Genomic DNA, 22,888 nt, shown 5'->3' on the forward strand with positions numbered 1-22,888 from the left:
CTTTGGCCATTGCCATCGTTGATTACGGGATGGGCAATTTGCACAGCGTCAGCAAAGCCGTCGAGCGCCTCGGCTACGAGGGGCTCGTCACCGGCGGTGCCTCGGCGATTCTCGGTGCCGATGGCGTCGTGCTGCCGGGCGTAGGCGCCTTCGGCGACGCTATGGCGCATCTGCGCGGCACCGGGCTCGACACCGTAGTGCGGCAGGCTGCCGCAAACGGCACCCCGCTGCTCGGCATCTGCCTCGGCATGCAGCTGCTCTTCGACGAAAGCGAAGAGCATGGGCGCAACGAGGGCCTCGGCTTATTGCCGGGCAGGGCGGTGCGTTTTGCCGGCGGCAGCTATAAGGTGCCGCACATGGGCTGGAACCGGCTGGCGTTCCTGCAGCCGGAGAGCCCGCTGCTTGCGGGGCTGGATGAAGGATACGTGTACTTCGTCCACTCCTACCATGTCGAACCGCAAGCTGCGGCCGATCTGCTCGCCGTGACGGATTATGGCCATCCGGTCACGGCGATTGTGGGCCGTAACAACGTGTACGGCATGCAGTTTCATCCCGAGAAGAGCGGAGAACTCGGCATGTCGCTGCTGCGCAGCTTCCTCGCTTTGGCGCAAGGGGACGGCTTAAGCTGACTACGGCTGAATAATGAAAAGTGGGTAAGGTTAGATGACATGCATAGCATGAGGAAATGTATAGAGCGGAGGAGCGTAATTTATGTCTTCATTTATCATTTACCCGGCGATCGATATCCGGGGAGGCAAATGTGTCCGCCTCGTTCAGGGCGATTATGGACGTGAGACGGTATATAACGACAACCCGGTTGAGGTTGCCAAAGCTTGGGAAGCGCAAGGCGGCTCGTTTATTCATCTGGTCGACCTGGATGGCGCGAAGGCTGGCCATCCTGTGAACGATGAGCTGATCGGCGAAATCGCCCGCAGTGTACAGGTGCCTGTACAAGTGGGAGGCGGCCTGCGTACTTTGGATGACGTGAAGCGTTTGTTGTCACTAGGCGTCAGCCGGGTCATTCTCGGAACGGCGGCTATTGAGGACCGCCAGTTCACGGAGACGGTACTTGGAACATATGGCGATAAGGCAGCCATTGGCATCGACGCGCGGAACGGCTTTGTTGCAACGCGCGGCTGGCTGGAAACCTCCGAGGTTCAGGCTGAGGAGCTGGCTAAGGAATTGGCAGCCAAAGGGGCTGAGACTTTCATTTTCACGGACATTTCCCGTGACGGTATGATGCAGGGACCGAATGTCGACGCCATTGTCTCTTTGGCAAAGGCTTCAGGCAGAACTGTAATAGCTTCGGGCGGCGTAACGGTGCAGGATGATCTGCTGCGCCTTGCCGCACACGCGCACGAAGGCGTAGGCGGCGCGATTGTCGGCAAAGCCCTTTATACAAACAATATCGATCTTGCATCGGCGATTCAGGCGATTAAGGGTTAGGCATTTTGTCGGATTAATCGAATTCTAATTATCGAATCACTAATTCACTTAATCATTAAATCAGCGGATGAGTTGAATCAATTGACGGTTGACGAGATTCAAGGTTCAAGGCTGATTCCGGTTATCAAAGTCAAAGGTATTTAGCAATATATAAGGTCATGTGAGGTTTGAGACTCTTTTATTTAGGAAGGAATGATCCATCATGCTCGCAAAACGAATTATCCCCTGCCTTGATGTGAAAGATGGGCGGGTTGTAAAAGGCGTAAATTTTGTCAATCTGCGGGATGCCGGAGACCCGGTGGAACTGGCGGCGTTATATGACCAGGAAGGTGCAGATGAGCTTGTCTTTCTGGACATTTCCGCCTCGAACGAAGGGCGCGCGACGATGGTTGAAGTGGTGAAGCAGACCGCAGGGGAAATATCCATTCCCTTCACGGTGGGCGGAGGTATTTCCCAAGTAGAGGATATGAAGCGGATTTTGCGGGCCGGAGCCGATAAAATCGGTATTAACACGGCAGCCGTACTCAACCCTGACCTGATTTCCGGTGGTGCGAAGCACTTCGGCTCCCAGTGCATCGTTGTCGCAGTTGACGCGAAATACAATGAAGAGCTGAAGGATTGGGAAGTATACACCCATGGCGGACAGAAGGGGACCGGACTGCGGGCGATTCAATGGGTTCAAGAGGCCGAGGCGAGAGGTGCAGGGGAGATTTTACTGACGAGCATGGAAGCCGATGGCACGAAGGATGGATTTGATCTGTCACTGACGAAAGCGGTAAGCAATGCCGTCGGCATTCCTGTTATCGCTTCGGGCGGAGCGGGGAAAGTGTCTCACTTCTATGATGTGTTTACGCAAGGGCAGGCGGATGCGGCACTCGCGGCGACGATTTTTCATTATAAAGAAATAGCGATACCCGATTTGAAAAAGGATTTGAAGTCCAGAGGAGTGGAAATACGATGAGTCAGCAACTTGGGCAACAGCTTAATCAACAGCTTCCACTGGAGCAGCTGGAAGAGATCATACAATGGGACGCTGGCGGTCTCGTCCCGGCCATCGTGCAGGATGCATATACGAAGGACGTATTGATGCTGGCCTATATGAACCGGGATTCCCTGAAGAAGTCTCTGGAGACCGGGCAGACCTGGTTCTGGAGCCGCTCCCGCTCCGAGCTCTGGAACAAAGGAGCGACGTCAGGCAATACGCAGCAGATCGTCTCGCTTCGTTATGACTGCGATGGCGATACGTTATTGGTAGAGGTTCGGCGTCAAGGGCCGGCTTGCCATACTGGGGAGGACAATTGCTTCTATCGCGTCGCGGCGACGTCAGGGGCAGCTGAGTCGGCGGCGGGAGAGCGGACCGCAGGTACAGGCACAGTGGCCAACGGCGGGATGGATCAGCGCTTTGCCGTGCTGGCTGGGCTGGAGCAGTTGATCGCGGAGCGGTATAAGGAGCGACCTGAAGGGGCATATACGACTTATTTATTTGATAAGGGCATCGATAAAATTTTGAAAAAAGTAGGCGAAGAAGCCGCAGAATCGATCATTGCCGCCAAAAACGGAGATAATGACGAGCTGCGCTATGAAGTTAGTGATTTAATCTATCATCTGCTTGTCTTGCTGCAGGAGCGTGGGCTGCCGCTGGATGATATTATGCAGGAGCTGCAGCAGCGTCATGAGCGTCCGCGCCGTGACTGAGCTGGGACCAAAAATAGAGCGAGGGATATTCAATGGCCAAAAAGAGCAATTATTGGATCGATTATCATACGCACCATGCCCGCTGCGGTCATGCGGTAGGCACCCTGGAGCAATATGTGATCCGTGGGATTGAGATCGGCTTGTCCGAAATCGGGTTATCCGATCATATGCCTCTGCTGCATGTGAATCCGGATACGTATTACCCAGGGATAGCAATGACGCTGGACGAATTGCCGCGTTATGTAGAAGAAGCTCTCGCTCTTAAAGAGAAGTACCGCGGCCAGATCGATGTAAAGGTCGGCTTGGAAGGGGACTATATCGAGGGCTGGGAAGAAAAGATTGAGAAGATCGTACAGGGCTACCCGTGGGATTATGTGATCGGATCGGTGCATTTTTTAGGCGAATGGGATATTTCTGATTACCGTCAGGTCCACAATTGGGAGGGACAGGATATTTTTGCTGTCTACGAGCGTTACTATAAGGCGATCGGTCAGGCCGCCAAAACAGGATTTTATGATATAATCGGGCATCTGGACGTCATCAAGCGATTTAATTATTCTCCCGGCTCATCTCGGGAAGAGGAAACAAGGGGACTGGAGCAGGCGGCTTTATCCGCGATTGCGGAGGCCGGGATTGCCATGGAGTTGAACGCATCCGGGTTGTCCAAGCCTTGTGCGGAGATGTTCCCTAGCCAGCGGATTCTGGAATTTGCGATCAAGCTGGGAATCCCGCTTACTGTAGGATCCGATGCCCATGATCCGCTGAAGCTGAGCGAGCATCTGGACGTGGCGCGCGCGACGCTGTATGAGCTTGGAGTCAGGGAGCTTGCCACGTTCACAAAGCGGAAGCGCAGCATGATTCGCTTGGAACAGGATTAAGGACAAGGGCAGGATGGACCTGTCTAACCTTCCTAACCTGCCTGACCAGCGATTACTACAATATGATCCAGGAGGATGTTATGGAATCCAGGCTGAGAATTTTTGCGGGTTCATCCAATCCAAAATTGACAGCGCAAATCTGTGAGCGGCTTGGTGTTGAGCCGGGGAAGGTGAAGCTGTCCCGATTCAAAAGCGGAGAGATTTACGTGCATTATGAAGAGAGCATTCGCAACTCCGATGTGTTTCTGGTGCAGTCTCTCTCCCATCCGATCAACGAGCTGTTCGTCGAGCTGCTGGTGATGATAGATGCGGCCAAGCGGGCTTCTGCACGTACAGTCAATATCATCATGCCGTATTATGGCTATGCGCGGCAGGAACGCAAATCAGCTCCCCGGGAGCCTATTTCAGCTAAGCTGTTGGCAGATGTGCTGACCACCGCCGGGGCAAGCCGGGTTGTGACGATCGATTTGCACGCGCCTGCCATCCAAGGATTTTTTAACATTCCTGTCGATCATTTGACAGCGCTTGATTTAATGGCTGAATATTTGAGGGCACAGAACATTCCTAATCCGGTCGTCGTATCGCCCGATGCCGGGCGTGCCTCGATGGCCGAAAAACTGGCTAGCGGGCTGGATTCCCCCTTCGCCATCATGATCAAAAAGCGGCCGGCTCATAACGAGTCGGTCATTACGCATGTGATTGGCGATGTTGCCGGGTGTACGCCGATTATCATTGAGGATATTATCGATACCGGCACAACGATAGTCAATGTAGTGGAAGGCCTGAAGGAACGCGGGGCCAATGATGCGTATGTTTGTGCGACGCATGGATTGTTTTCGGATCAGGCGGTGAAGCGGCTTCATCATGAGAACATCCGGGAAGTGATCGTAACGGATTCGATTGAGCTGCCCAAGCAGCCGCCAGATCATTTTAAAGTGCTTTCTGTAGCTCCTATGCTGGCCCAGGCTACGCAATTTATTATGGAGGGCGGATCCATAGCGGCACTGTTTAGAGATCGGGGAATCTAAGGGAGTTCAAGGGACCTTAAGGAAACCAAGAGGAGTACAAGAGAAGTACAATGAAACGCCAAGAAGAAATACAAGTGAAGCACAAGGCAGCTTGCTCTCTAAAAGGGCAAGCTGCTTTTTGATTACGGCCGGCTCTGCCCAGTATCCGTCTCAGTATCCGTCTTAGTATCCTGTCCTAGTACCGTCTTGGGATCCAGTCAATCGCCATGATTAAGATTTGCGCTGTTTGCCGCCTGCGATCAGCCAAACAATTAGTCCGGCGATGAGTAGCAGGGGAATTGAGAGGATGAATAGAGCAAGTATAGTAATCAGTATATTTTCCCAGAGAATAACCAAACCACACACTCCTAATTTGAAGTTTTGTATCTTTCTTACAGTTCGGCACAAGCTGCCGTTCTCCTCTAAGCTGGTGGCTTTAATCCGTATTTTACCTTCTCGATTCCCCGTGGGAGGAGCGTCCTCACTATGGTATACTGTGTTGGAGGGATAGGGATAGAAGGAGGTGCCTTGGTGAAAAGGAATAAAATCCAGATGAAGGGCACTCAGACGAATGTGCTGCCTTTTTCTATGGATGCGAATTTTTTCTTTGAGAGAGCTGTCTCCTCATTGGATCGCAACCGTTACGACAAGGCATTGAAATATTTTCGCAAAGCGGTGGAATATGAGCCCGATAATCCGGTAAATCATTGCAATATGGCGGGGATTTTGTCCGAAATGGGCGATTATGAGGCATCCAATGCGGCGTTGGCCGTCATTTTACAGGAAATTGACCCGTCGATGACGGAATGCTATTTCTATATGGCTAACAATTATGCCAATATGGATTTGTTTGAGGCGGCTGAAGAAGCGCTAATGAAGTATTTACAGGAAGATGAAGACGGGCTGTTTCTTGCGGAAGCCGAGGAGATGATGGATCTTCTGCAGTATGAACTGCACCGTCCGGCAAAGCTGAGCACGATCAAGGCACGCGAAGGCATGGTCGAACACGACATGGCTCGTGAGATGCTGGAGGAAGGCAAGTTTGTCCAGGCCGTAAAGCTGCTGGAGGAGATCATCGGGAAGAACCCGGATTTTCTGGCCGCCTACAACAATTTAGCGCTGGGTTATTACTATACCGGTCAGTTCCCGAAGGCGATGGATATGATTCATAAAGTGCTGGAGCAGGATGCAGGCAACCTTCACGGATTGTGCAATCTAGCCATATTGCTGCAGCAAGAAGGAAATGAGCAGGAGCTGGATAGACTGAGGGAGGGGCTGCGCGTAGTCGTTCCGTTCCATCAGGAGCACTTGTTCAAACTGGCGACGACGATGGGAATACTGGAAGAGCACGAGGCGGCATACGGTCATTTTAGGCGGCTGCTTAGAGATAAAGAGGTGCAGGGTGATCCCTATCTGTATCATTACACGGCTGTAGCGGCGTATAATACGGAACGCTATTCGACTGCCCGGGCGTTATGGAGCCAGTTGAAGAAGCTGGATCCGGACTCGAATATATCATCATTTTATTTGAGCCGGATGGATGATTGCGATTTACAAGGACAATATCCTCGGATTAGTTATCATTATAACCTTCCTTTTGAAGAGCAGCTGAAGCACCCGGAAAAATGGGAAAATGGATTCCCCTCAGAAATCCGGGACAACCCCCTGATTCGCTCTTCCTTCTTTTGGGCGTTGCGACACGGAGATCACCGCACAAAGCTTCAAGTTATCCAGGCATTTAGTCTGATTGCTGACTCGGAGGCAGAGGAGGCGCTATTGGCATTTTTGCTGGAGCCGGAGGAGGATAGCTATTTAAAAGAGATGGCTGTTCTAGTACTAAGATCGTTAGGCGTTAAAGGCCCGGTTCCCGTCTGTAAAGATGGGACCATCCTGATGGTTGATCCCAGCAAGGTATGCTCCAGCTTACCGGTATGGCGCAGTGAATGGCAAGCTGTCGTTGATTTGGCGGTCAAAAATATAGGGAAATCCTCGGACCTGCAGCTGCAGCATGATATCGAGACGCTGTGGGTGGACTACTTGACCCGCTTATATCCGGACACCCCGGCTATCGCTCACATCGAAGGCTGGGCGGCAGCTCTGGATTATTTAACGGCTAAAATGCACGGAAAAGCGATGACTTATGAGGAAGTGGCCAAGCGATATGGTATTTCTGCATCCACGGCCAGCCGCTACGCCCGGCGGGTAGATAAAGTTTGCAACATGAAAGAGAAGGCGGAGCGTATTTTTCCCTTCGTGCAATGATGTTTTGCCGCAATAGTACGTTACAAGTAGACTGTCTAGGGAACATGCGGGTAAATCAGGGCTGACTTGGGTAAAACTTGTGTATAGGATCAATTACATAATGATGAAGGGTTCTTTAAGGGACGTTTTTGGAACAAACGATTTGGACAACCTTTATTGAAGTAATTATGGATTGATTGATTCACCGAAGGATACCAGGGAGGTCAGGATGATGTACAAAACGATTGTAATTGGAACGGGTCCGGCGGGACTGACGGCAGCGATATACTTGGCCCGCGCCAACTTGAATCCGCTCGTGATCGAGGGTATGCAGCCCGGGGGGCAGCTGACGACCACAACGGAAGTCGAGAACTTCCCCGGCTTCCCGCAGGGCATTATGGGGCCAGAGCTGATGGATCAGATGCGGAAGCAGGCCGAACGCTTTGGCGCCGAGTTCCGCAGCGGATGGGTGCAGGAGGTGGAGCTTCGCAAGCGGCCGTTCAAATTAACCATAGAGGGCGGCGAAGTTCTGGAGGCGGAGACCGTCATCCTTTCCACGGGGGCTTCCGCTAAATATTTAGGGATTCCCGGAGAGATGGAGAACGTGGGGCGCGGGGTAAGCACCTGTGCAACCTGCGACGGGTTCTTCTTTCGCGGCAAGAAACTCCTAGTCATCGGCGGCGGCGACTCGGCGATGGAGGAAGCGGGCTTCCTGACGCGCTTTGCCACCAGCGTGACTGTCGTCCATCGGCGCGACGAGCTTCGAGCTTCGAAGATCATGCAGGATCGTGCTCGAAATAACGAGAAGATCGAATGGGCGCTGAATCGAACCCCGCTTGAGGTAACCACGGACGAGCAGGGCAAGGTTATCGGCCTTAAGGTGCGAAACAATGCCACGAACGGGGAAGAACTGATTCCAGCGGACGGCGTCTTCGTTGCGATCGGCCATACGCCGAATACAAAGTTCCTTGGCGGACAGATTGAAACGGACGAGCAAGGTTATATTCTCGTCAAGCCGGGAACGACGATCACGAATATCGAAGGTGTATTCGCCTGCGGCGATGTGCAGGATAGGCGTTATCGCCAGGCGATTACGGCGGCGGGCTCCGGCTGTATGGCAGCGATGGACTGCGAGAAGCTGCTGGAGGGTGTCATGGTGCGCGATTGGAGCGAGACGCTTAATCCCTGAAAATAGCAAAGGCTGTTCTTAGATCTTCTTCAGTTGGATGATGCTAAGAACAGCCTTTATGTTATTTTGGGAGCTACAGCCACCCCTTGTCCTCGGCGAGGCGCACGGCCTCAATCCGGCTCTTCACTTCGAGCTTGTTCAATATCTCCGAAATGTAATTGCGGACGGTTCCGTAGGACAGATGCAGGGATGAGGCGATTTCGCCGGCGCTTAGCCCGTCTGCCGCGAGCTTAAGGATTTCCTGTTCCCTAGCGGTCAGGGGATTCTCTTCGCGCACAGCCCCGAAAATTAGCTCAGGGGATATTTCGCGATGCCCGGACATGACGCGGCGGATGGACTCCGCCAGCTTGTCGGAGGGCTCGTCCTTGAGCAGGTAGCCGTGGACGCCAGCCTGTACCGCCCGCTCAAAATACCCGGGTCGGGCAAAGGTGGTCAGAATGATGACGCGGCAGGGGGAGGAGCGCTGTTTGAGAAGCTCAGCGATGTCCAGCCCGCTCTGGCCAGGCATTTCAATGTCCATCAGCAGGACATCAGGCTGGACGCGTTCGACTAAAGCCAGCGCCTCCGCTCCGTTCTCCGCTTGACCGACGACTTGAAGATCCTCTTCCATATCGAGCAGAGAGGCGAGCGCTCCCCGCAGCATGCGCTGGTCTTCAGCGATGATAATGGAGATCATGCTGTCCAGCCTCCTTTCCGTCTTTCGTGATGATCGGGACGACGACGCGCAGCAGCGTCCCACCCGACCGCCCCGGCGATAGCGTCAATGCCCCGTTAATGAGAGACAGCCGCTCTGCCATGCCCTTTAACCCATTACCGGTCGTCAATTCGGCAGCATCCGGATTGTCCAGGCCGATGCCGATACCGTCATCCTCGACGGCCACTTCGATGCTTTCTTCTAATCGTCCTATCGAGATTCGGCAGCAAACGGCCCGGCTATGCTTCACTGTATTCGTAACGGCTTCCCTTATACAGAGGCTCAAGATGTTCTGGGTTAAATCGGGAATGTTCTGCACGCTGCCCATATCTCCGTCTACCTCAAGCTTGATGCCCGCGATGCGAAGAATTTCCGCAGCTTCGGACAATTCCTCGGTGACTGTAACCGCACGCATGTCCGACACCAATTCCCGGACTTGGCGCAGTGCGGCCCGGGAGGTGCGCTGTATCTCCCGGGCTTCCTCCTGAGCCCGCTGCGGATCGAGGGGAGCGAGCTTCTCGACAAGCTGGCTTTTGAGCGTAATCAGGGATAAGGTATGGCCTAAGGTATCGTGGAGGTCACGGGCGATGCGCATGCGTTCCTCCCGCTTGATCAGCGCCTCGATTTGTTCATTGGCCCGATCAAGCTCCTTCTCGAGCTGCTGCCGCGTGCTTAAGGAGCGGATGCCGAACGGAGAGGCGATCATGATGACCAGGAAGGGGAGCAGGAACAGCAGATCCGTTCCTTTAAACCGCGGCAGATTCAGCAGAATGGATAGGGCTTGCATTAGAAGGAACGCCGCCATACTTATTCTGAAATTCTTCCGGTCGGTATACCAGCCGATGAAGTTGGCCGTGAAGAAGCCCATGTACAGGTTATAGGGACTGTATAGGAGGCTCATGGCCAAAATGATCGCCATTTGCAGACCAAGCCACCCATTAAAGGCGCGCCCGGTAACAAAATACAGCTGACGATAGCTGATGACGAACAGCCCGATCATGAGCCATCCCCCAAGGAGCAGAATTCCGGTATAACCCCGCAGGTTAAAGATCGGCATGGCAATATAAATAAGCCACACGTAGGGGAAGAAGCCTAATTTTTTAGGAAGAAACTCGAACGGCTTGCGCGACATGGCTGTTTACACCGCTTCCTGTTTTTTTCGGATATAGGTGGATAGTAACATAAACAGGAGAAAATAGCCCAGCAAAATCAACGCGCTGCTCCACTCCGGCGCTTGGCCGCGAATGATTGCCCAAGCGCCGCCGCCGAAGTTGAAAGAAGGCAGCCAGTGCGCGATGCGCTGCATGATCCGCGGAAGTATATCGATCGGCATCCACATGCCGCCGCAAATGGCAAGAATCATATAAACGGCATTGCTGACCCCGCTTGCGGTATCGACCCGTTTCATCGTGCCAACCAGGGTGCCGAGCGCGAGAAACGGCAGGGAGCCGCCTATAATCCACAGCCCGCTGAGCAGCCATTGGCTTGGTGCGAGGGAGACGCCGTTAATGAGAAAGCCGGCCAGGAAAATGACGATGATCGAGAACAGATGCATGACGGTCTGACCGAACATTTTGCCAAAGAAGTAGGTCGTGCCCGGCAGCGGGGTGACCCTCATGAACTTATCCCAGCCGTTCGTCCGCTCCTGGACAAGCCGGATACCGAGGGTCATAATCGCTGAGCCCATCACGCTAAAAGTGGTCATAGACATGAGATAATGGGCCTGCCACAGTTGGACGTCATCGGCTCCGGTGTTGAAAACTCTCGTGAAAATGAAGTAAAACGCAATAGGCATCGCCAAAGACCAAAATACATAAAAAGGATTTCGCAAAATCCGCATCATTTCTACCTTGCATTGCAGTCCGATAATTTTCATGATGATTTCGCCTCCCCAGCTGACATCGTTAATTGTTCAAAAGCTTCGTCCAGCCGCCCCTGGTCGATCCGGATATCGTGAACCGGCAGCTGTTCGGCGAAAATGGCCGCCAGCGCCTCGTCCGTATCATCGGTGCTGACATAGATGCGTCCGTCTTTGTCGTAGCAGTCCAGAACAGGGGGAAGTTTCATCAGCCGTTCACGGAGATCGGGGCTGTCCTCGTTGGATGTGAAAGAGATGGTGCGCTTTACGATTTGGAACTTGATCTGTTCCGGCGTGCCGTCGGCCGCAAGCTTTCCCTGGTTGAACAGCAGGATGCGGTCTGCGATATCGTCGGCCTCCTGCAGGTAATGGGTGGTGAACAGAATCGTACGGCCTTCATCGGCCAACCGTCCGACATGGTCCCAAAAACGGCGGCGCGCGGCAATGTCGAGCCCGACGGTCGGCTCATCGAAGAAGACAAGCTCGGGATTGCCGGCCATTGCCAAGGCGAAGCCGAGACTGCGTTTCTGGCCGCCGGACAGCTTCTCCCCGTAGCGGTTCAGATCGGATTTGCTGAGTCCCGTCAGTTCGATGAGAGAATCCATATCCAGGGGAGCGGGGTAATAGGACCGAAACAATGCCAGTAATTCCCGCACCTTGAGCTTATCCATGAAGTTGACTTCCTGCAGCATCGTGCCGATTCTTTCCCGTATTTTGCGGTCTTTCGGCTGCCCGCCAAACAGCCGGACCGTTCCCTCCGTCGGCTCCAGCAGGCCGAGCATCATGGATAAGGCCGTCGTCTTGCCTGCTCCGTTTGGTCCGAGGATGGCGACGATGGAGCCTTTGGCGATTTGAAAAGATATGCCGTCAACGGCTTTTTTGTCTTTAAACGATTTGGTGACATGGTTCATCTCAATAATGATATTTGCATTTGTATTTGCATTCGCATTCGTTGCATTCATGAAGGATCGCCTCGCTTTTTTTTATCATGCGGTATTCCTGTTTAAGTTCATGATAGAAGAATGCGGTGGAAGGCCGTTAGTATGGACTGTCATGAATTTCAGGTGACAATTGTCACCTTAACAGTCGGGAGGGGCCAGCAGTTGGGCGGATAGCAACAGAAAAGGAGCATTATGGTATGGCAAGGGGCAAGGCAAAGGCATGGCGCGGCACGGCATGGGAGGGCAGGTAAGGTATGGTAAGGTAAGGTATAGCAAGGTATAGCAAGCTAGGGCATGGTACGGGATGGGGCGGAACGGCATGGCATGGGAGGGTAAGGGCATGGCACGGCAAGGCCATGGCGATGAGCGAACATATTGTACTCATGTTTATTTTAATTGTTCAATTATCTAAATGGATTTATAGCAGGCCTGTTGATTTAACAAAAAATGGATAAAAAGGGCCGCCAACTGGGTAATCGATTGTATACCACTACTCTCGACCTAGGAGGCGACCTCATGAACAACCCTGTCATTTTAGCAACCAGCCTAAAGCGGATTTCTGCTGGGAAAATCGCTGAAATATATAAGCTTCGCTGGCAAATTGAAGTATTCTTCCGTTGGATTAAACAGCATTTAGATGTCCCTGCGTTATTCGGTACGACGCCCAATGCGGTATACAGCCAACTATAAATCGCTTTATTGGTCTATGTGTTGTTAAAGAGTGTTTATGATGAAATTCATCCGAATGTGCCTATCTTTAACACTCTCTCTTTTGTCAATTTTACTCGCCGACTTAGTCTGCAACTTTTGCCTGCTGACTGGGTTGTATTGCTCTATCAATACAGGATTCCAAAATACGGATAATCAACAGGCCTGCAAGCAATCCAATTAATTATGCTTTTGGCGATATACTGCATATTTTAAATACAACAAATCCAGTTAGTTTATGTATTTAGCTGTATTCAAGCAGTATTCAACCTTCCAAGCTATACAGCAGCATCCAGGCTCATCCAATCTTTATCCCTTCACGATGATCTCTTTATCAATAAATGTATGAGGCACTTGCAGCCTCAATTCCTGAGTTTCAGAATCGTACTTCCACTCCCCTCCTACTTCAGTCAATTTAACCTGGTCACTGGAATTATTCACAAAAATATCTCGAGGTACAAATTTCATCAGCTTCACATTCAAGGCAAGGGTTTCCCTTGCAGCAGACTGAGACTGCTCTGCTACTCCTGACGCAGCTCCCCGCTTCGCTATCGGTAATTCCTTCACCTCATACTTCAGCTGCAATGATAGCATATCCTCGCCAGATTTAACTTTGACCGTTAGAAGGTTATACGATCCGCTCTCATACGCGTATGTCCGGGCATCATCTGCATACCATTGTCCTGAAGATTCGCTTCGATGTGCTGGAGCATATACGCTAAGTGCGATCTCTGCCTGCTCGTCCAGCGTTGGTTTCCAATGCTGCTCGGCCTCGGCCAGCTCCGGAATGATCGCCCCCGCCTTCACGTAAATCGGCATCACCTCAAGCGGAGCCAGTGCTAATATATGGCGGCCGCCAGTCAATCTCTCTCCGCTCCAATAATTGATCCATTCCCCTTCAGGCAGATATACCGCACGAGATTCCGTACCAGGGCGGAGTATGGGAGCTACGAGCAGGCTGCTTCCGACCATGAATTGATCGCAGAGATTATAAACGTTGCGGTCATGCGGATACTCCAGGATGAGCGGGCGCATCACTGGTAAGCCTGTCTTATATGCCTCATAAAACAGGGTATAGAGATACGGCAGGAAGCGGTAACGCAAGCGGATATACTTCCGGCAAATTTCCTCGATTTCCGGGCCAAAGGCCCATGGCTCCTGGTAAACCGATTCAAGGACGCTATGATTGCGGCAGAACGGAAAGAATGCACCTGCCTGCATCCAGCGCGCCAGCAGCTCCGGGGTCGCATCATGGCTGAAGCCCCCAATGTCCGGCCCGGCAAACGGCTGGCCCGATAAGCCCAGGTTCAACACCATAGGAATTGACATAGCCAGATGCTCCCAATAGCTGCGGTTATCGCCAGTCCATGTCGCAGCGTACTTCTGGACACCCGCATAACCTGCACGTGTGACAACAAAGGGACGTTCCCCTTGCAAATTTCGCTTCAGCCCCTGCTGTGTAGCCATCGACATTAGCATGCCGTACAGATTATGCAGCTCCCGGTGGGTTTTCGCATCGCCGTCATTCCCGTGGACGACATCAAGATCCATCGTTTTGGAAGGACTATTAAACACTGACGGCTCATTCATATCATTCCAAATGCCGGCTATTCCAAGCTCTGTATAGTAGCTGTGCTGATCCCCCCACCATGAGCGAACCTCTTCCTCCGTAAAATCGGGAAACGCACTCGCTCCCGGCCAGACATCGCCAATGAACAGCTCTCCCTCTAATTTGCGGCAAAAATACCCCCTTTGAACCCCTTCCCGATACGGGAGGTAATTCGGATCCCGCTTGACGCCTGGATCGACGATCGGCACGATGCGAATTCCCATTTCCCGCAGTTCCTGTATCATCTTTCGCGGATTAGGGAAACGGGTCGGATCGAACGTAAACACCCGATACTCATCCATATAATGAATATCCAGATAAATAACATCGCAAGGAATTCGCTTATCCCGGAACGTTCGGGCCAGCTCCATTACCTCTTCCTGACTCATATAGCTATAACGGGATTGATGGTATCCGATAGCCCAAGCGGGCGGCAGTTCGATCCGTCCTGTCAGCTCGCTGTACCTCGAGACGACATCCTTCAATTCAGGGCCATGAATGAAATAATAATCAAGCGTTCCCGTATTTACTTTAAACGTATAAGCCTCGTGATCCGAACGCATATCAAATGAGGTGCAGCCTGGATTATCGAGAAAAATGCCGTATACCGGACGATCGTAACGGAAATGAATCAATAACGGAATCGACACATACAGACTGCCGATGTCAGGGACATGCGGGTCATAAACGTCCGAATTCCATAGCTCATAGCTCTCGCCATTTTTATCTAAGAAGCCTGTATTCTCACCCAATCCGTAAATATGCGTGCCCGGCTCCATCCTTCTCCGAGAGCCAAATTCCCCACGCGCAGCCCGAAAGGTTTCGATTTCACTGGAAATAAGCTCTCCAGCCGCATTAAAAAAATCGAGGCGTCCATCATTTTTGTGAACAACCGCCGTAAGCTCGGGCAGCACCAATCTGTAAGCCTCTAAGGTCTCTTCCAATGATACATTAACACTCCTATAAGCCTCCTGCTGAATAGCGATCGTAGAGCGCAAATCCATTTGATGATCAAGCAGCAGCTTGATCCGAATGATCTGTTCATTGACGGGCTGTATCATAATCGACGCATTCTCGCCCTGAAATAAGTAGGCACCCTGTACCTCTCGATATGAACTAATAGAGCCAAGAAACATAGAGCCTGCATCACTAACAACAGACGCAATAGATTTCAGCTCCACTTTATCTGGATGAATCGTTTCACTAGTTTTCATAATAGTAAGTAGTCCCTTTCTAATCGATAATGATTGCTTTATTCCCGTTACCTGATGCTAGCCTAATACCGCCTGATGCAGCCCGTACCGGCGATGATAAGCCGCGCTAACCGGGCTAACCCGTTACCCTTTGACGGAGCCAAGCGTAATACCCTTAATGAAATATCGTTGGAAGAACGGGTAAATGACAAGCAGCGGAAGCATCGAAATAAATATTTTGGCTGCATTCAAGGTTTGGTTCGATGAGCTGCTTAAGCGCTTAGCTGATTCTGCATCGATCTTCGATGGATCGACCACAACCGTGACCTGACGGATATAGGATTGCAGCGGATAATTCTCATTTTTCGTCATCAATACTAAAGCTTGAAAAAACTCATTCCAGTGATAAACAATGGTGAAAACGAGAATTGTGGCAATGACCGGCATGGATAAAGGCAGGAATATATTAAACAACGTGCGCCATGGTCCAGCCCCGTCCACCAAAGCAGATTCTTCCATTTCCTTCGGCAAATTCCGATAGAAGTTCATGACCAGAATGACATTAAACACCGGCAGTCCTCCGCCCAGCACCAAGCCCCAAATATTGTTGACCATCCCCAGGGATTTCATCGTCATGTACCACGGCACGAGCCCGCCGTTAAACAGCATGACAAAAATAAGCATCCACATGACAATGTTCCGCGATCTGAATTGCTTGGAGGTCTTCGAGAGCGGATACGCCATCAGAACGATGACGAACAATGTGATTAACGTTCCATAAAGCACGCGCTGCACAGATATGAAAAACGATTTAAAAAATTGCTGGTCCGCTATAATCATTTCATAAGAGGATAACGTGAACCCTTTGGGCCAAAGAAATACTTCTCCCGCCCCTGCGGCAGCCTTATCGCTCAAAGAGATGACAAACGTGTACCATACCGGATAGACGCATAGCAGCGTAATCACAACTAGCAATAATATGTTAAGACCATTCAACACTCTGGAAGGAACCGATCGATCCTCTACCATCCTCATCCCCTCCTTCTATTAAAAAATCCGATAGTTGGCAAATCGATAGGCCAAGGTGTACGAAATCGAAATCAGGAACAGACCGACAACGGATTTCAGCAAGCCGACCGCGGTAGCTAAGCCATATTGCATATTAATCAAACCGACCCGGTACACCCAGGTGTCAATAATATCCCCCGTCGAATACACCATAGGATTGTAAAGGTTAAAAATTTGGTCAAACCCCGCGTTCAAAATATTCCCAAGGCTCAGTGTGCCCAGCAATACAGCAACCGGCAGCACACTCGGCAGTGTAATGCTGATGAGCCGCCTAAATTGAGAAGCCCCGTCAATGGCTGCAGCTTCATACATTTCCGGATTAATCGACGTTAAGGCTGCAAAATAGATAATGGCTCCGAAGCCAAACTCCTTCCAAATGTCGCTGCCGACCACGAGTGAAGGAAATATTTGCGGACTGGCAAAAAATAAAATCGGTTCAACTCCAAAGAGCGCGAGCAACTGATTCACGAGCCCTGAATACGAGAACAGATCGAGCATAATTCCCGCTACGATAACCCAGGACAGAAAGTGAGGCAAATAAACGATTGTCTGCACAGTTCTAGTGAACAGTCTGTTCTTCACTTCATTAAGCATCAGGGCGAACACCAGCGGCACAATCAAATTCCCCACCATTTTGGCCAAAGCGATCGTAATCGTATTGGCAAAGATCTCCTTGCTGTCATCAAGCTCAAACATATATTTAAAATTCTCCATGCCGATCCATTCCGATTTCAACAGGCCGATCCCTGGATTGAAATCCTTGAATGCCATCAATATTCCATACATGGGCAACAGGTTAAAAAAGAATAACCAGACCAGTCCCGGCAGCAGCATCAAATAATAATGGATCACTACCCCTTTGTTTCTCATACGCTAATCTCCTTAAGAAGATATCAAGACGAGTGATAGAGCACCCGTCTTGAGTATTTCGGCATTATTGCAGATCATTGACTTCCTTAGTAATTTGTTCCCCACCCTGGTCATACCATTTCTTGACAAAGGTATCGAATTCCTCAATCGGAGCGCTGCCCATAATGATTTTCAAGAAAACTTCATCCTCAAGTTTCTCGAGATTAGTCCATCTAGCTTCCATTGTTTTTGTCTTCGAAGTTGCTATGCTGCGAGTATAGTTGACGTCTGCGTTAACGAACGCGGAACCGCCGTTTAAGTGCGAGTAGACATGGGCGAAGAAGGCGGCATCCCCGTTGATGTCCCAATACTGGATATCGTAGTTGTCGTAGGGCTCTTTTTTCACATTTTTCGCGTGCTCAGCTACCTCGTAGCCGAAGCCGTAGTTCACTTTATCAATATCCTCAAGCTTAATTTCTCCCGCCAAATATTTTTCCGTGGAATTAACCGCATACTCAAGCTGATCCCCGTGCCCCGCAACGATGAACAGCGGGATTTCCTGCGAGGTCATTTGCTTATCGGCTAGAACCTCCTCATAGCTTGGATCCTTCTCGCTGACGTGGATATTAAGCATTTTTACCACGGCTTCGGGATGTTCATAGCCTTTTCTCACCACGATATAAGTACTTCCCGTCGCTTCATTGGAATTGAACTTGCCCTCGGCATTCAGCGGAGCAATATAAGGGCGCCAATTGGCTTTCGGATCATTCTTAATGTTGTCCTGCAGGTTGTAAGGAGACCACCATGGCCCGAAGAAAATGCCCGATTTCCCGCTGGTGATCAGCTCCTGGGCACTTTTGCGCAAAGCCAGCTCCTTATCGAGAATCCCCTGCGCATACCAATCACGCATCATGATCAGCGCTTGCTTCGTCTCCTCTGTCGTCGAACCGTACACCGCTTTGCCGTCCTTATCCTTGACCCAAATCCCTGGATAAGCATTGTGCGCGAAGAACAGCGGCGAGAAGTTCATGTAATGATCACCAGATGACAGGAAGGTGGAATACAGTGATCCTCCCTGGGAGGTTCCGACAATACCTACCGTGCCTTCCCCGCCGATTTTGTTATCAATAAATGCTTTGGAAATGTTTTGCAAATCTTCTAATGTTGTTGGTGCCTCAAGCCCGAGTTCATCCAACCAGTCTTTCCGAATCCAAGTAAGCGGCGCTGAAGGAAGCGTCGTCTCTGGAAACGCATACATTTTACCGTCATAGGTGACGTTATCCAGCAGTCCCGGATTGGAGTTGTAAATATCCTTCAACCGTTCCGCCCCATACTTCTCGTACACTTCCGATAAATCGGCCAATTGATCGGCCTTGATCATCTGCTTCAGCTGTGTCTCATTCACCATCATCGCATCCGGCAGGTCGTTGCTGGCAATGGCCAGACTTACTTTTTGCTCATAATCCGTGCCTTGTGCCGCTTCCCAAGCATGCGTGGTTACAATATTGTACGTATCCTTTAACCAGCGGGTATAAGCATTGTTCTCCGCCGTATCCTCGTTATCGAATTGATAATTCGGATCCACCGCTCGGCCAATAGAGACTTTAACAGGATCTTTGTAAGCTCCCAACGGATCTATACTTACTTCTGCTCCGCCTTCGTTCCCGGTGCTTCCACCGTTTCCGTCTCCGCTATTCGCATCTTTCGAGACGCATCCGCTTAAGCTCGCGATTAAGAATATCCCTGCCAAAATGGCTGCCATCTTTCTCTTCATTCGTTTGCCCCCTTGATCCATATTGACATCGATATCGATTACACTCTTAATATAACGCGAAGCTATCCCCTATCGAGATAGAAAACGATTGCCAATAAGGGTGAATTTTTTCTAAACATGCCAAAAACGTTCGAAAAGATTCTACCCTCTTTCCGAACGTTCTCTACCTTTGTCTTATGGTCAGCTAAAAGATTACCCCATGTTAGCCTGGCGATATTCACTAGGCAGCATGCCAACCTGCTCGCGAAATAACCTGCTGAAATATTTCTCATCGTTATACCCGACCTGCTCAGCGATCCACTGAATCGTCTTCGTTGTATTGCGCAAATACTGCCTAGCCCGCTGCATGCGAATTTCCCTTAAGTAATCGGTGTAAGTCTGCCCGACGATCTCCTTGAAGCATTGACTGAAATAGCTGCTGCTCATATTGACCATCTCCGCCATATCACTGGCCGTCAGCGGCTCACTCATCATTTGCTGAGCCAGATTAACCGCCTTCATAATACTGTTCTGAATCTCCTCTGAATAAGACGTCCGGACATTCACGCCCTTGATCATTGCCCTAGTCTCCCTGAGCCAATGTTCAAATTGTATCCAACTGCTCATAAAGTCTTCAATCCCAATGGACGATGGCAGCATTTGACGATACAGGCGGTTCCATTCATCCGTAATCGAGAAAAAAATGCGGGTCAAGCGGATGGGAGGAAGCCTCTTTGCTTTAAGATCAAGTACCATATTCTCAAACATTCCGTCATCATAAAGCCATTCTGCGGATAACCATATCTCCTTAATCCGGTTCGAATCATGTGCATTCTCCCCTTTCCCCTTGTTCAGAATCTCTTTGCCGTCAACCTGCTGATAAGGCTGTGATGGATCGTAATCGTAGAACAGGTCATTTTTTCGATAGACGCGCAGAAGCTGCAATACCGATTTACGATCCAGCCCATGAAGATGCCGCAGACAAACCAGGGCATAGTCCGAGTAAGAATCGACTGTCCGAGTCTGTTCCTTCCATGCGGCTATTCTCTTCTTTGATTGCCCCTCGGGATCGATCCAGCACCAAATTCCGATATCCGCCTCATAAGCCTGCTCCGCTAGAGGGATATCCGCCTGGAGCTCATCGGTCTGCTGATTCAAGGCGTAAAGCACCAGAAGTTCCTCAGCATCAGCTAAATTATCCTGCTGAATCGGTACTGTATTGAATGGCGCCTTCTGCGCCATGAGTGAAGCGATGCGACCGAGCACATCCTCAAACTGTTCCTTTTCTAGCTGCGTTTTGGCAATGTAATCAATCGCGCCAAGCCGTAGGGTCTCCTGAATATATTCAAATTCCTGGTGCAGGGTGAGTACGACAACTTGAATATGCGGATATTTAGCACGCACCTCCTTCATCAGCTCAATCCCCGACATCAACGGCATGGAGAGGTCCGTCAGCAGTAGATCCACTTTATTCATGGCGATAAATTGCAGTGCGTCCTCGCCATTGCTTACATCCCCCACTACCGTCATTCCAAATTCCTGCCAGGGCATAAAAGAAACCAAGCCCTTGCGCACGATCTTCTCATCGTCTACGACTAGTACACGTATCATAACGCCTGCTCACCTCCTGTAACAGGAATACGCAAAGTGACGATCGTCCCTTTTCCAACCTCGCTCTTAATCTCCAGCCGTGCCCGCTCCCCGTAATTCGCCTGAAGTATTCGCTTCACATACCTCATACCAATTCCCATCCCTACCTTCTGACTTTCCTTCGATTCATCCAGCATCAAAGCATCGATTTCCGCTTGCGTCATCCCCGAGCCATTATCCTGAATCGTAATTTCCAGCTCCTGATTTAATTTAATGTCAACGTGAATATAACCTTCATCGCTTACCCCATGATATAAAGCATTCTCCACGAGCGGCTGCAAAATAAAGCGGGGGATCGACAGTCCCATCGTGCTCTCATCCACCTCTATGTCGACATCAAATTGGAAATCATAACGGATTTGCTGCAGCTGCAAATACTCTTTCAGCGCCTGAATCTCTTTGTCGATCGTCGTCGCTTCCCCCATTTTGCCCAGATTATAACTGAGAAGCTTATTCAGCGAGAGCACTAGCTTATCAATTTTCTCATGGCCGCTGAAGACCGCCAGCCAATGCACGGTATCGAGCGTGTTCATTAGAAAATGCGGGTTGATTTGATAGAGCAGCTTCTCCACCTCTAAATCAGCTCTGCGCTTTTCCTTCCGCTCGATTTCCCCATATAAATCCCAAATTTTCGTCTTCATGTCCCTGATCTGATAGAGTAAATAATCAAATTCGGGAATTTTCGTTAGCCCGGTATAGTTTGTATTCGTCTGGATTAAGGTTTTGATTTCCTTATTGAATTTATCTAACGGATTATACACCATCTTCCACAGCAGCCAAGCAATAATTACAGCCACAAAAATAAATACGACAAAAATGAGGGCCATTTGCAATAGCCAGCTATTGCGCTCCTGATTCAATTCATTTTTCGGAATTAGCGACACGATGCTCCAGCCTTGATTGCTTGTCGCCTTATTCCAATAAAAGGCCTCGTATGTGCCTGATGAGGCAGTCGCCGCCGAACTGTGGCCCGGAAACATGCTGCTCACCGGGAAAGCGCCTTCATTTTCACTAAAAACAATACGCCCATCATTATCTAAAATGAGCAGTCTACGGGAATCGCTCTTCCGATTCTCGGGAGCAAATAACGTTTCCAGCGCGTTGCGACCCGTCTCGATGTACAAATATACGTCTTGATCCGGCAAATTGACTTTGCGCATCGCGCTGAACACATATTGATTCATAGATCCGTTGTAGCTTTTATGAGGGCCGAAATAAATGATTTCCGAGTATTTAGCCATAAGAGGAAGCTGGTCTGGAAGGAATTCGCTGCGCAGTCGGAAATTCTCGAAATCGTAGGTACCCACCTCTGGATAATAATACATAATCAAGCCCACATTCGGGTTGGAAAAAGAAATGATGTTCAATTCTGCCTTGATATTGTTGCGCAGTTGTATCTGGTTGTAGGACTCTGTTTCGTGAACCAATTCTTCGAGAAGCTTATTCGTCCCCCCTCCGAATGCAAGCTGCTGCGAGACATGGTTTATATTGTTCAGCGTATTCTCCAGAACGATCAGTTCCTGATTGAGGTTATTCTGCAGAGCCGCTTCCACCTTGTTACCGAGAATCGAATTGATCGTATAAAAGGATATAAAGCCAAGACATATGAACGGAATCAAGCTGCTGATCAAAAATATGGCAATGATCCGGTTCTTAAATGTAATTTGCTTGAGCCGCTCCATCATCAATTTTCTGCTCATTTGTCCCTAGGCCTCCCCTGATGCCATTATTGAGTGAATCATACAAATTCGTTCTCGCGAAGTCAATGATTTATCAATCTTCCATATCTCCTCCTATCACCTGATTTCCATAAATGTCGAAGAGGCTGGGACATAACTAGTCTCTAGAAGTAAAAAGGTGAAATCGCTTCGTCGATTTCACCTTTTTTAATGTGGTTTAAAGAAATACAGGCAAGGATTTAGCCCCTTACCGCATATTTTCTTAAGTTAACAGCCATTAACGCAAGTCCGATTTCATTTTCGACCTTCGCTTTTCCGCGAACCGAAAATCGAGTAAAACCTAAATTAGCTTTCAAGAATCCAAAAACAGGCTCTACATCAATTTTCCGTTGACGGTAAATGGTAGCCGTTTCTTCTTCTGAAAGCTTCT

The 22,888-nt window shown here is 50.1% G+C and carries 20 protein-coding genes; 9 read left to right on the plus strand and 11 right to left on the minus strand.

Annotation, left to right across the window (positions count from 1 at the left end; translation table 11 throughout):
* The first annotated feature begins 2 nt into the window (after positions 1 to 2).
* From hisH to trxB, 8 genes are all read left to right on the plus strand, one after another.
* Positions 3 to 629 carry an imidazole glycerol phosphate synthase subunit HisH gene (gene hisH / locus G358_RS0128110; RefSeq protein ID WP_019640596.1) on the plus strand — a complete coding sequence of 209 codons (627 nt, stop codon included), beginning with the start codon at positions 3 to 5 and terminating at the stop codon, positions 627 to 629.
* An 82-nt stretch (positions 630 to 711) separates the two neighbouring features.
* Positions 712 to 1,446 (plus strand): 1-(5-phosphoribosyl)-5-[(5-phosphoribosylamino)methylideneamino]imidazole-4-carboxamide isomerase, encoded by a 735-nt coding sequence (gene hisA, locus G358_RS0128115; RefSeq protein WP_019640597.1) that lies wholly within the window; start codon positions 712 to 714, stop codon positions 1,444 to 1,446.
* Positions 1,447 to 1,648: 202 nt separating this feature from the next.
* Positions 1,649 to 2,407 carry an imidazole glycerol phosphate synthase subunit HisF gene (gene hisF / locus G358_RS0128120; protein ID WP_019640598.1) on the plus strand — a complete coding sequence of 253 codons (759 nt, stop codon included), beginning with the start codon at positions 1,649 to 1,651 and terminating at the stop codon, positions 2,405 to 2,407.
* The gene (gene hisIE, locus G358_RS0128125; protein WP_019640599.1) at positions 2,404 to 3,141 is read left to right on the plus strand and encodes a bifunctional phosphoribosyl-AMP cyclohydrolase/phosphoribosyl-ATP diphosphatase HisIE; all 738 of its coding nucleotides are present in this window, start codon (positions 2,404 to 2,406) and stop codon (positions 3,139 to 3,141) included. Before hisF ends, hisIE begins: the two co-directional genes overlap by 4 nt.
* Positions 3,142 to 3,173: 32 nt before the next feature.
* The gene (gene hisJ / locus G358_RS0128130; protein WP_019640600.1) at positions 3,174 to 4,019 is read left to right on the plus strand and encodes a histidinol-phosphatase HisJ; all 846 of its coding nucleotides are present in this window, start codon (positions 3,174 to 3,176) and stop codon (positions 4,017 to 4,019) included.
* Positions 4,020 to 4,099: 80 nt separating this feature from the next.
* Entirely contained in the window at positions 4,100 to 5,047 is a 948-nt protein-coding gene (locus G358_RS0128135) for a ribose-phosphate diphosphokinase (RefSeq protein WP_019640601.1), read from the plus strand.
* A 510-nt stretch (positions 5,048 to 5,557) separates the two neighbouring features.
* Positions 5,558 to 7,288: a tetratricopeptide repeat protein gene (locus G358_RS0128145; RefSeq protein ID WP_019640603.1), complete on the plus strand. Its 1,731-nt coding sequence runs from the start codon at positions 5,558 to 5,560 to the stop codon at positions 7,286 to 7,288.
* A gap of 211 nt (positions 7,289 to 7,499) precedes the next feature.
* Positions 7,500 to 8,456, plus strand: coding sequence for a thioredoxin-disulfide reductase (gene trxB / locus G358_RS0128150; protein ID WP_019640604.1), 957 nt, complete (start codon positions 7,500 to 7,502; stop codon positions 8,454 to 8,456).
* A gap of 73 nt (positions 8,457 to 8,529) precedes the next feature.
* On the opposite strand, the gene G358_RS0128155 is transcribed toward trxB, so the two are convergent.
* Genes G358_RS0128155 through G358_RS0128170 form a run of 4 tightly spaced genes read right to left on the minus strand, consistent with a single transcriptional unit; the run spans position 8,530 to position 11,970 of the window.
* Positions 8,530 to 9,132 (minus strand): response regulator transcription factor, encoded by a 603-nt coding sequence (locus G358_RS0128155; RefSeq protein ID WP_019640605.1) that lies wholly within the window; start codon positions 9,130 to 9,132, stop codon positions 8,530 to 8,532.
* Positions 9,110 to 10,282: a sensor histidine kinase gene (locus G358_RS0128160; RefSeq protein ID WP_019640606.1), complete on the minus strand. Its 1,173-nt coding sequence runs from the start codon at positions 10,280 to 10,282 to the stop codon at positions 9,110 to 9,112. The genes G358_RS0128155 and G358_RS0128160 overlap by 23 nt, the downstream gene beginning before the upstream one ends.
* Before the next feature lie 6 nt (positions 10,283 to 10,288).
* Positions 10,289 to 11,026: an ABC transporter permease gene (locus G358_RS0128165; RefSeq protein WP_019640607.1), complete on the minus strand. Its 738-nt coding sequence runs from the start codon at positions 11,024 to 11,026 to the stop codon at positions 10,289 to 10,291.
* On the minus strand, positions 11,023 to 11,970 hold the full coding sequence (locus G358_RS0128170) for an ABC transporter ATP-binding protein (RefSeq protein ID WP_019640608.1): 948 nt from the start codon (positions 11,968 to 11,970) through the stop codon (positions 11,023 to 11,025). The genes G358_RS0128165 and G358_RS0128170 overlap by 4 nt, the downstream gene beginning before the upstream one ends.
* 426 nt (positions 11,971 to 12,396) lie before the next feature.
* On the opposite strand from G358_RS0128170, the gene G358_RS34345 reads away from it, so the two are divergent.
* Complete coding sequence (locus tag G358_RS34345; protein WP_084662917.1) at positions 12,397 to 12,639, plus strand: transposase; 243 nt, start codon at positions 12,397 to 12,399, stop codon at positions 12,637 to 12,639.
* 327 nt (positions 12,640 to 12,966) lie between these two features.
* Here G358_RS34345 and G358_RS0128180 read toward each other — a convergent pair whose 3' ends face one another.
* The 7 genes from G358_RS0128180 to G358_RS31040 all read right to left on the minus strand — a co-directional run.
* On the minus strand, positions 12,967 to 15,480 hold the full coding sequence (locus G358_RS0128180) for a glycoside hydrolase family 31 protein (protein WP_019640610.1): 2,514 nt from the start codon (positions 15,478 to 15,480) through the stop codon (positions 12,967 to 12,969).
* Between the two features lie 123 nt (positions 15,481 to 15,603).
* Positions 15,604 to 16,488, minus strand: coding sequence for a carbohydrate ABC transporter permease (locus tag G358_RS0128185; protein WP_019640611.1), 885 nt, complete (start codon positions 16,486 to 16,488; stop codon positions 15,604 to 15,606).
* An 18-nt stretch (positions 16,489 to 16,506) separates the two neighbouring features.
* Positions 16,507 to 17,397 (minus strand): ABC transporter permease, encoded by an 891-nt coding sequence (locus G358_RS0128190; protein ID WP_019640612.1) that lies wholly within the window; start codon positions 17,395 to 17,397, stop codon positions 16,507 to 16,509.
* Between the two features lie 64 nt (positions 17,398 to 17,461).
* A complete protein-coding gene (locus tag G358_RS0128195) occupies positions 17,462 to 19,150 on the minus strand; it encodes an extracellular solute-binding protein (RefSeq protein WP_019640613.1) in 1,689 nt (562 codons plus the stop codon).
* Between the two features lie 192 nt (positions 19,151 to 19,342).
* Positions 19,343 to 20,740, minus strand: coding sequence for a response regulator transcription factor (locus tag G358_RS0128200; RefSeq protein ID WP_019640614.1), 1,398 nt, complete (start codon positions 20,738 to 20,740; stop codon positions 19,343 to 19,345).
* Positions 20,737 to 22,479, minus strand: coding sequence for a sensor histidine kinase (locus tag G358_RS0128205; protein ID WP_019640615.1), 1,743 nt, complete (start codon positions 22,477 to 22,479; stop codon positions 20,737 to 20,739). The genes G358_RS0128200 and G358_RS0128205 overlap by 4 nt, the downstream gene beginning before the upstream one ends.
* A 218-nt stretch (positions 22,480 to 22,697) precedes the next feature.
* On the minus strand, positions 22,698 to 22,888 hold a 191-nt coding region (locus tag G358_RS31040), incomplete at its 5' end, for a transposase (RefSeq protein WP_019640616.1).

The sequence above is a fragment of the Paenibacillus fonticola DSM 21315 genome, assembly GCF_000381905.1.
GTDB lineage: Bacteria > Bacillota > Bacilli > Paenibacillales > Paenibacillaceae > Fontibacillus > Fontibacillus fonticola.

Coding starts and splice junctions, on each gene's coding strand:
- hisA (WP_019640597.1), top strand. CDS start 712: ATGTCTTCATTTATCATTTACCCGGCGATCGATATCCGGGGAGGCAAA.
- G358_RS0128205 (WP_019640615.1), bottom strand. CDS start 22,479: ATGAGCAGAAAATTGATGATGGAGCGGCTCAAGCAAATTACATTTAAG.
- G358_RS0128165 (WP_019640607.1), bottom strand. CDS start 11,026: ATGAAAATTATCGGACTGCAATGCAAGGTAGAAATGATGCGGATTTTG.
- G358_RS0128185 (WP_019640611.1), bottom strand. CDS start 16,488: ATGGTAGAGGATCGATCGGTTCCTTCCAGAGTGTTGAATGGTCTTAAC.
- G358_RS0128200 (WP_019640614.1), bottom strand. CDS start 20,740: ATGATACGTGTACTAGTCGTAGACGATGAGAAGATCGTGCGCAAGGGC.
- G358_RS34345 (WP_084662917.1), top strand. CDS start 12,397: ATGGATAAAAAGGGCCGCCAACTGGGTAATCGATTGTATACCACTACT.
- G358_RS0128155 (WP_019640605.1), bottom strand. CDS start 9,132: ATGATCTCCATTATCATCGCTGAAGACCAGCGCATGCTGCGGGGAGCG.
- G358_RS0128170 (WP_019640608.1), bottom strand. CDS start 11,970: ATGAATGCAACGAATGCGAATGCAAATACAAATGCAAATATCATTATT.
- G358_RS0128190 (WP_019640612.1), bottom strand. CDS start 17,397: ATGAGAAACAAAGGGGTAGTGATCCATTATTATTTGATGCTGCTGCCG.
- hisIE (WP_019640599.1), top strand. CDS start 2,404: ATGAGTCAGCAACTTGGGCAACAGCTTAATCAACAGCTTCCACTGGAG.
- G358_RS0128135 (WP_019640601.1), top strand. CDS start 4,100: ATGGAATCCAGGCTGAGAATTTTTGCGGGTTCATCCAATCCAAAATTG.
- hisJ (WP_019640600.1), top strand. CDS start 3,174: ATGGCCAAAAAGAGCAATTATTGGATCGATTATCATACGCACCATGCC.
- G358_RS0128160 (WP_019640606.1), bottom strand. CDS start 10,282: ATGTCGCGCAAGCCGTTCGAGTTTCTTCCTAAAAAATTAGGCTTCTTC.
- trxB (WP_019640604.1), top strand. CDS start 7,500: ATGTACAAAACGATTGTAATTGGAACGGGTCCGGCGGGACTGACGGCA.
- hisF (WP_019640598.1), top strand. CDS start 1,649: ATGCTCGCAAAACGAATTATCCCCTGCCTTGATGTGAAAGATGGGCGG.
- G358_RS0128180 (WP_019640610.1), bottom strand. CDS start 15,480: ATGAAAACTAGTGAAACGATTCATCCAGATAAAGTGGAGCTGAAATCT.
- G358_RS0128195 (WP_019640613.1), bottom strand. CDS start 19,150: ATGAAGAGAAAGATGGCAGCCATTTTGGCAGGGATATTCTTAATCGCG.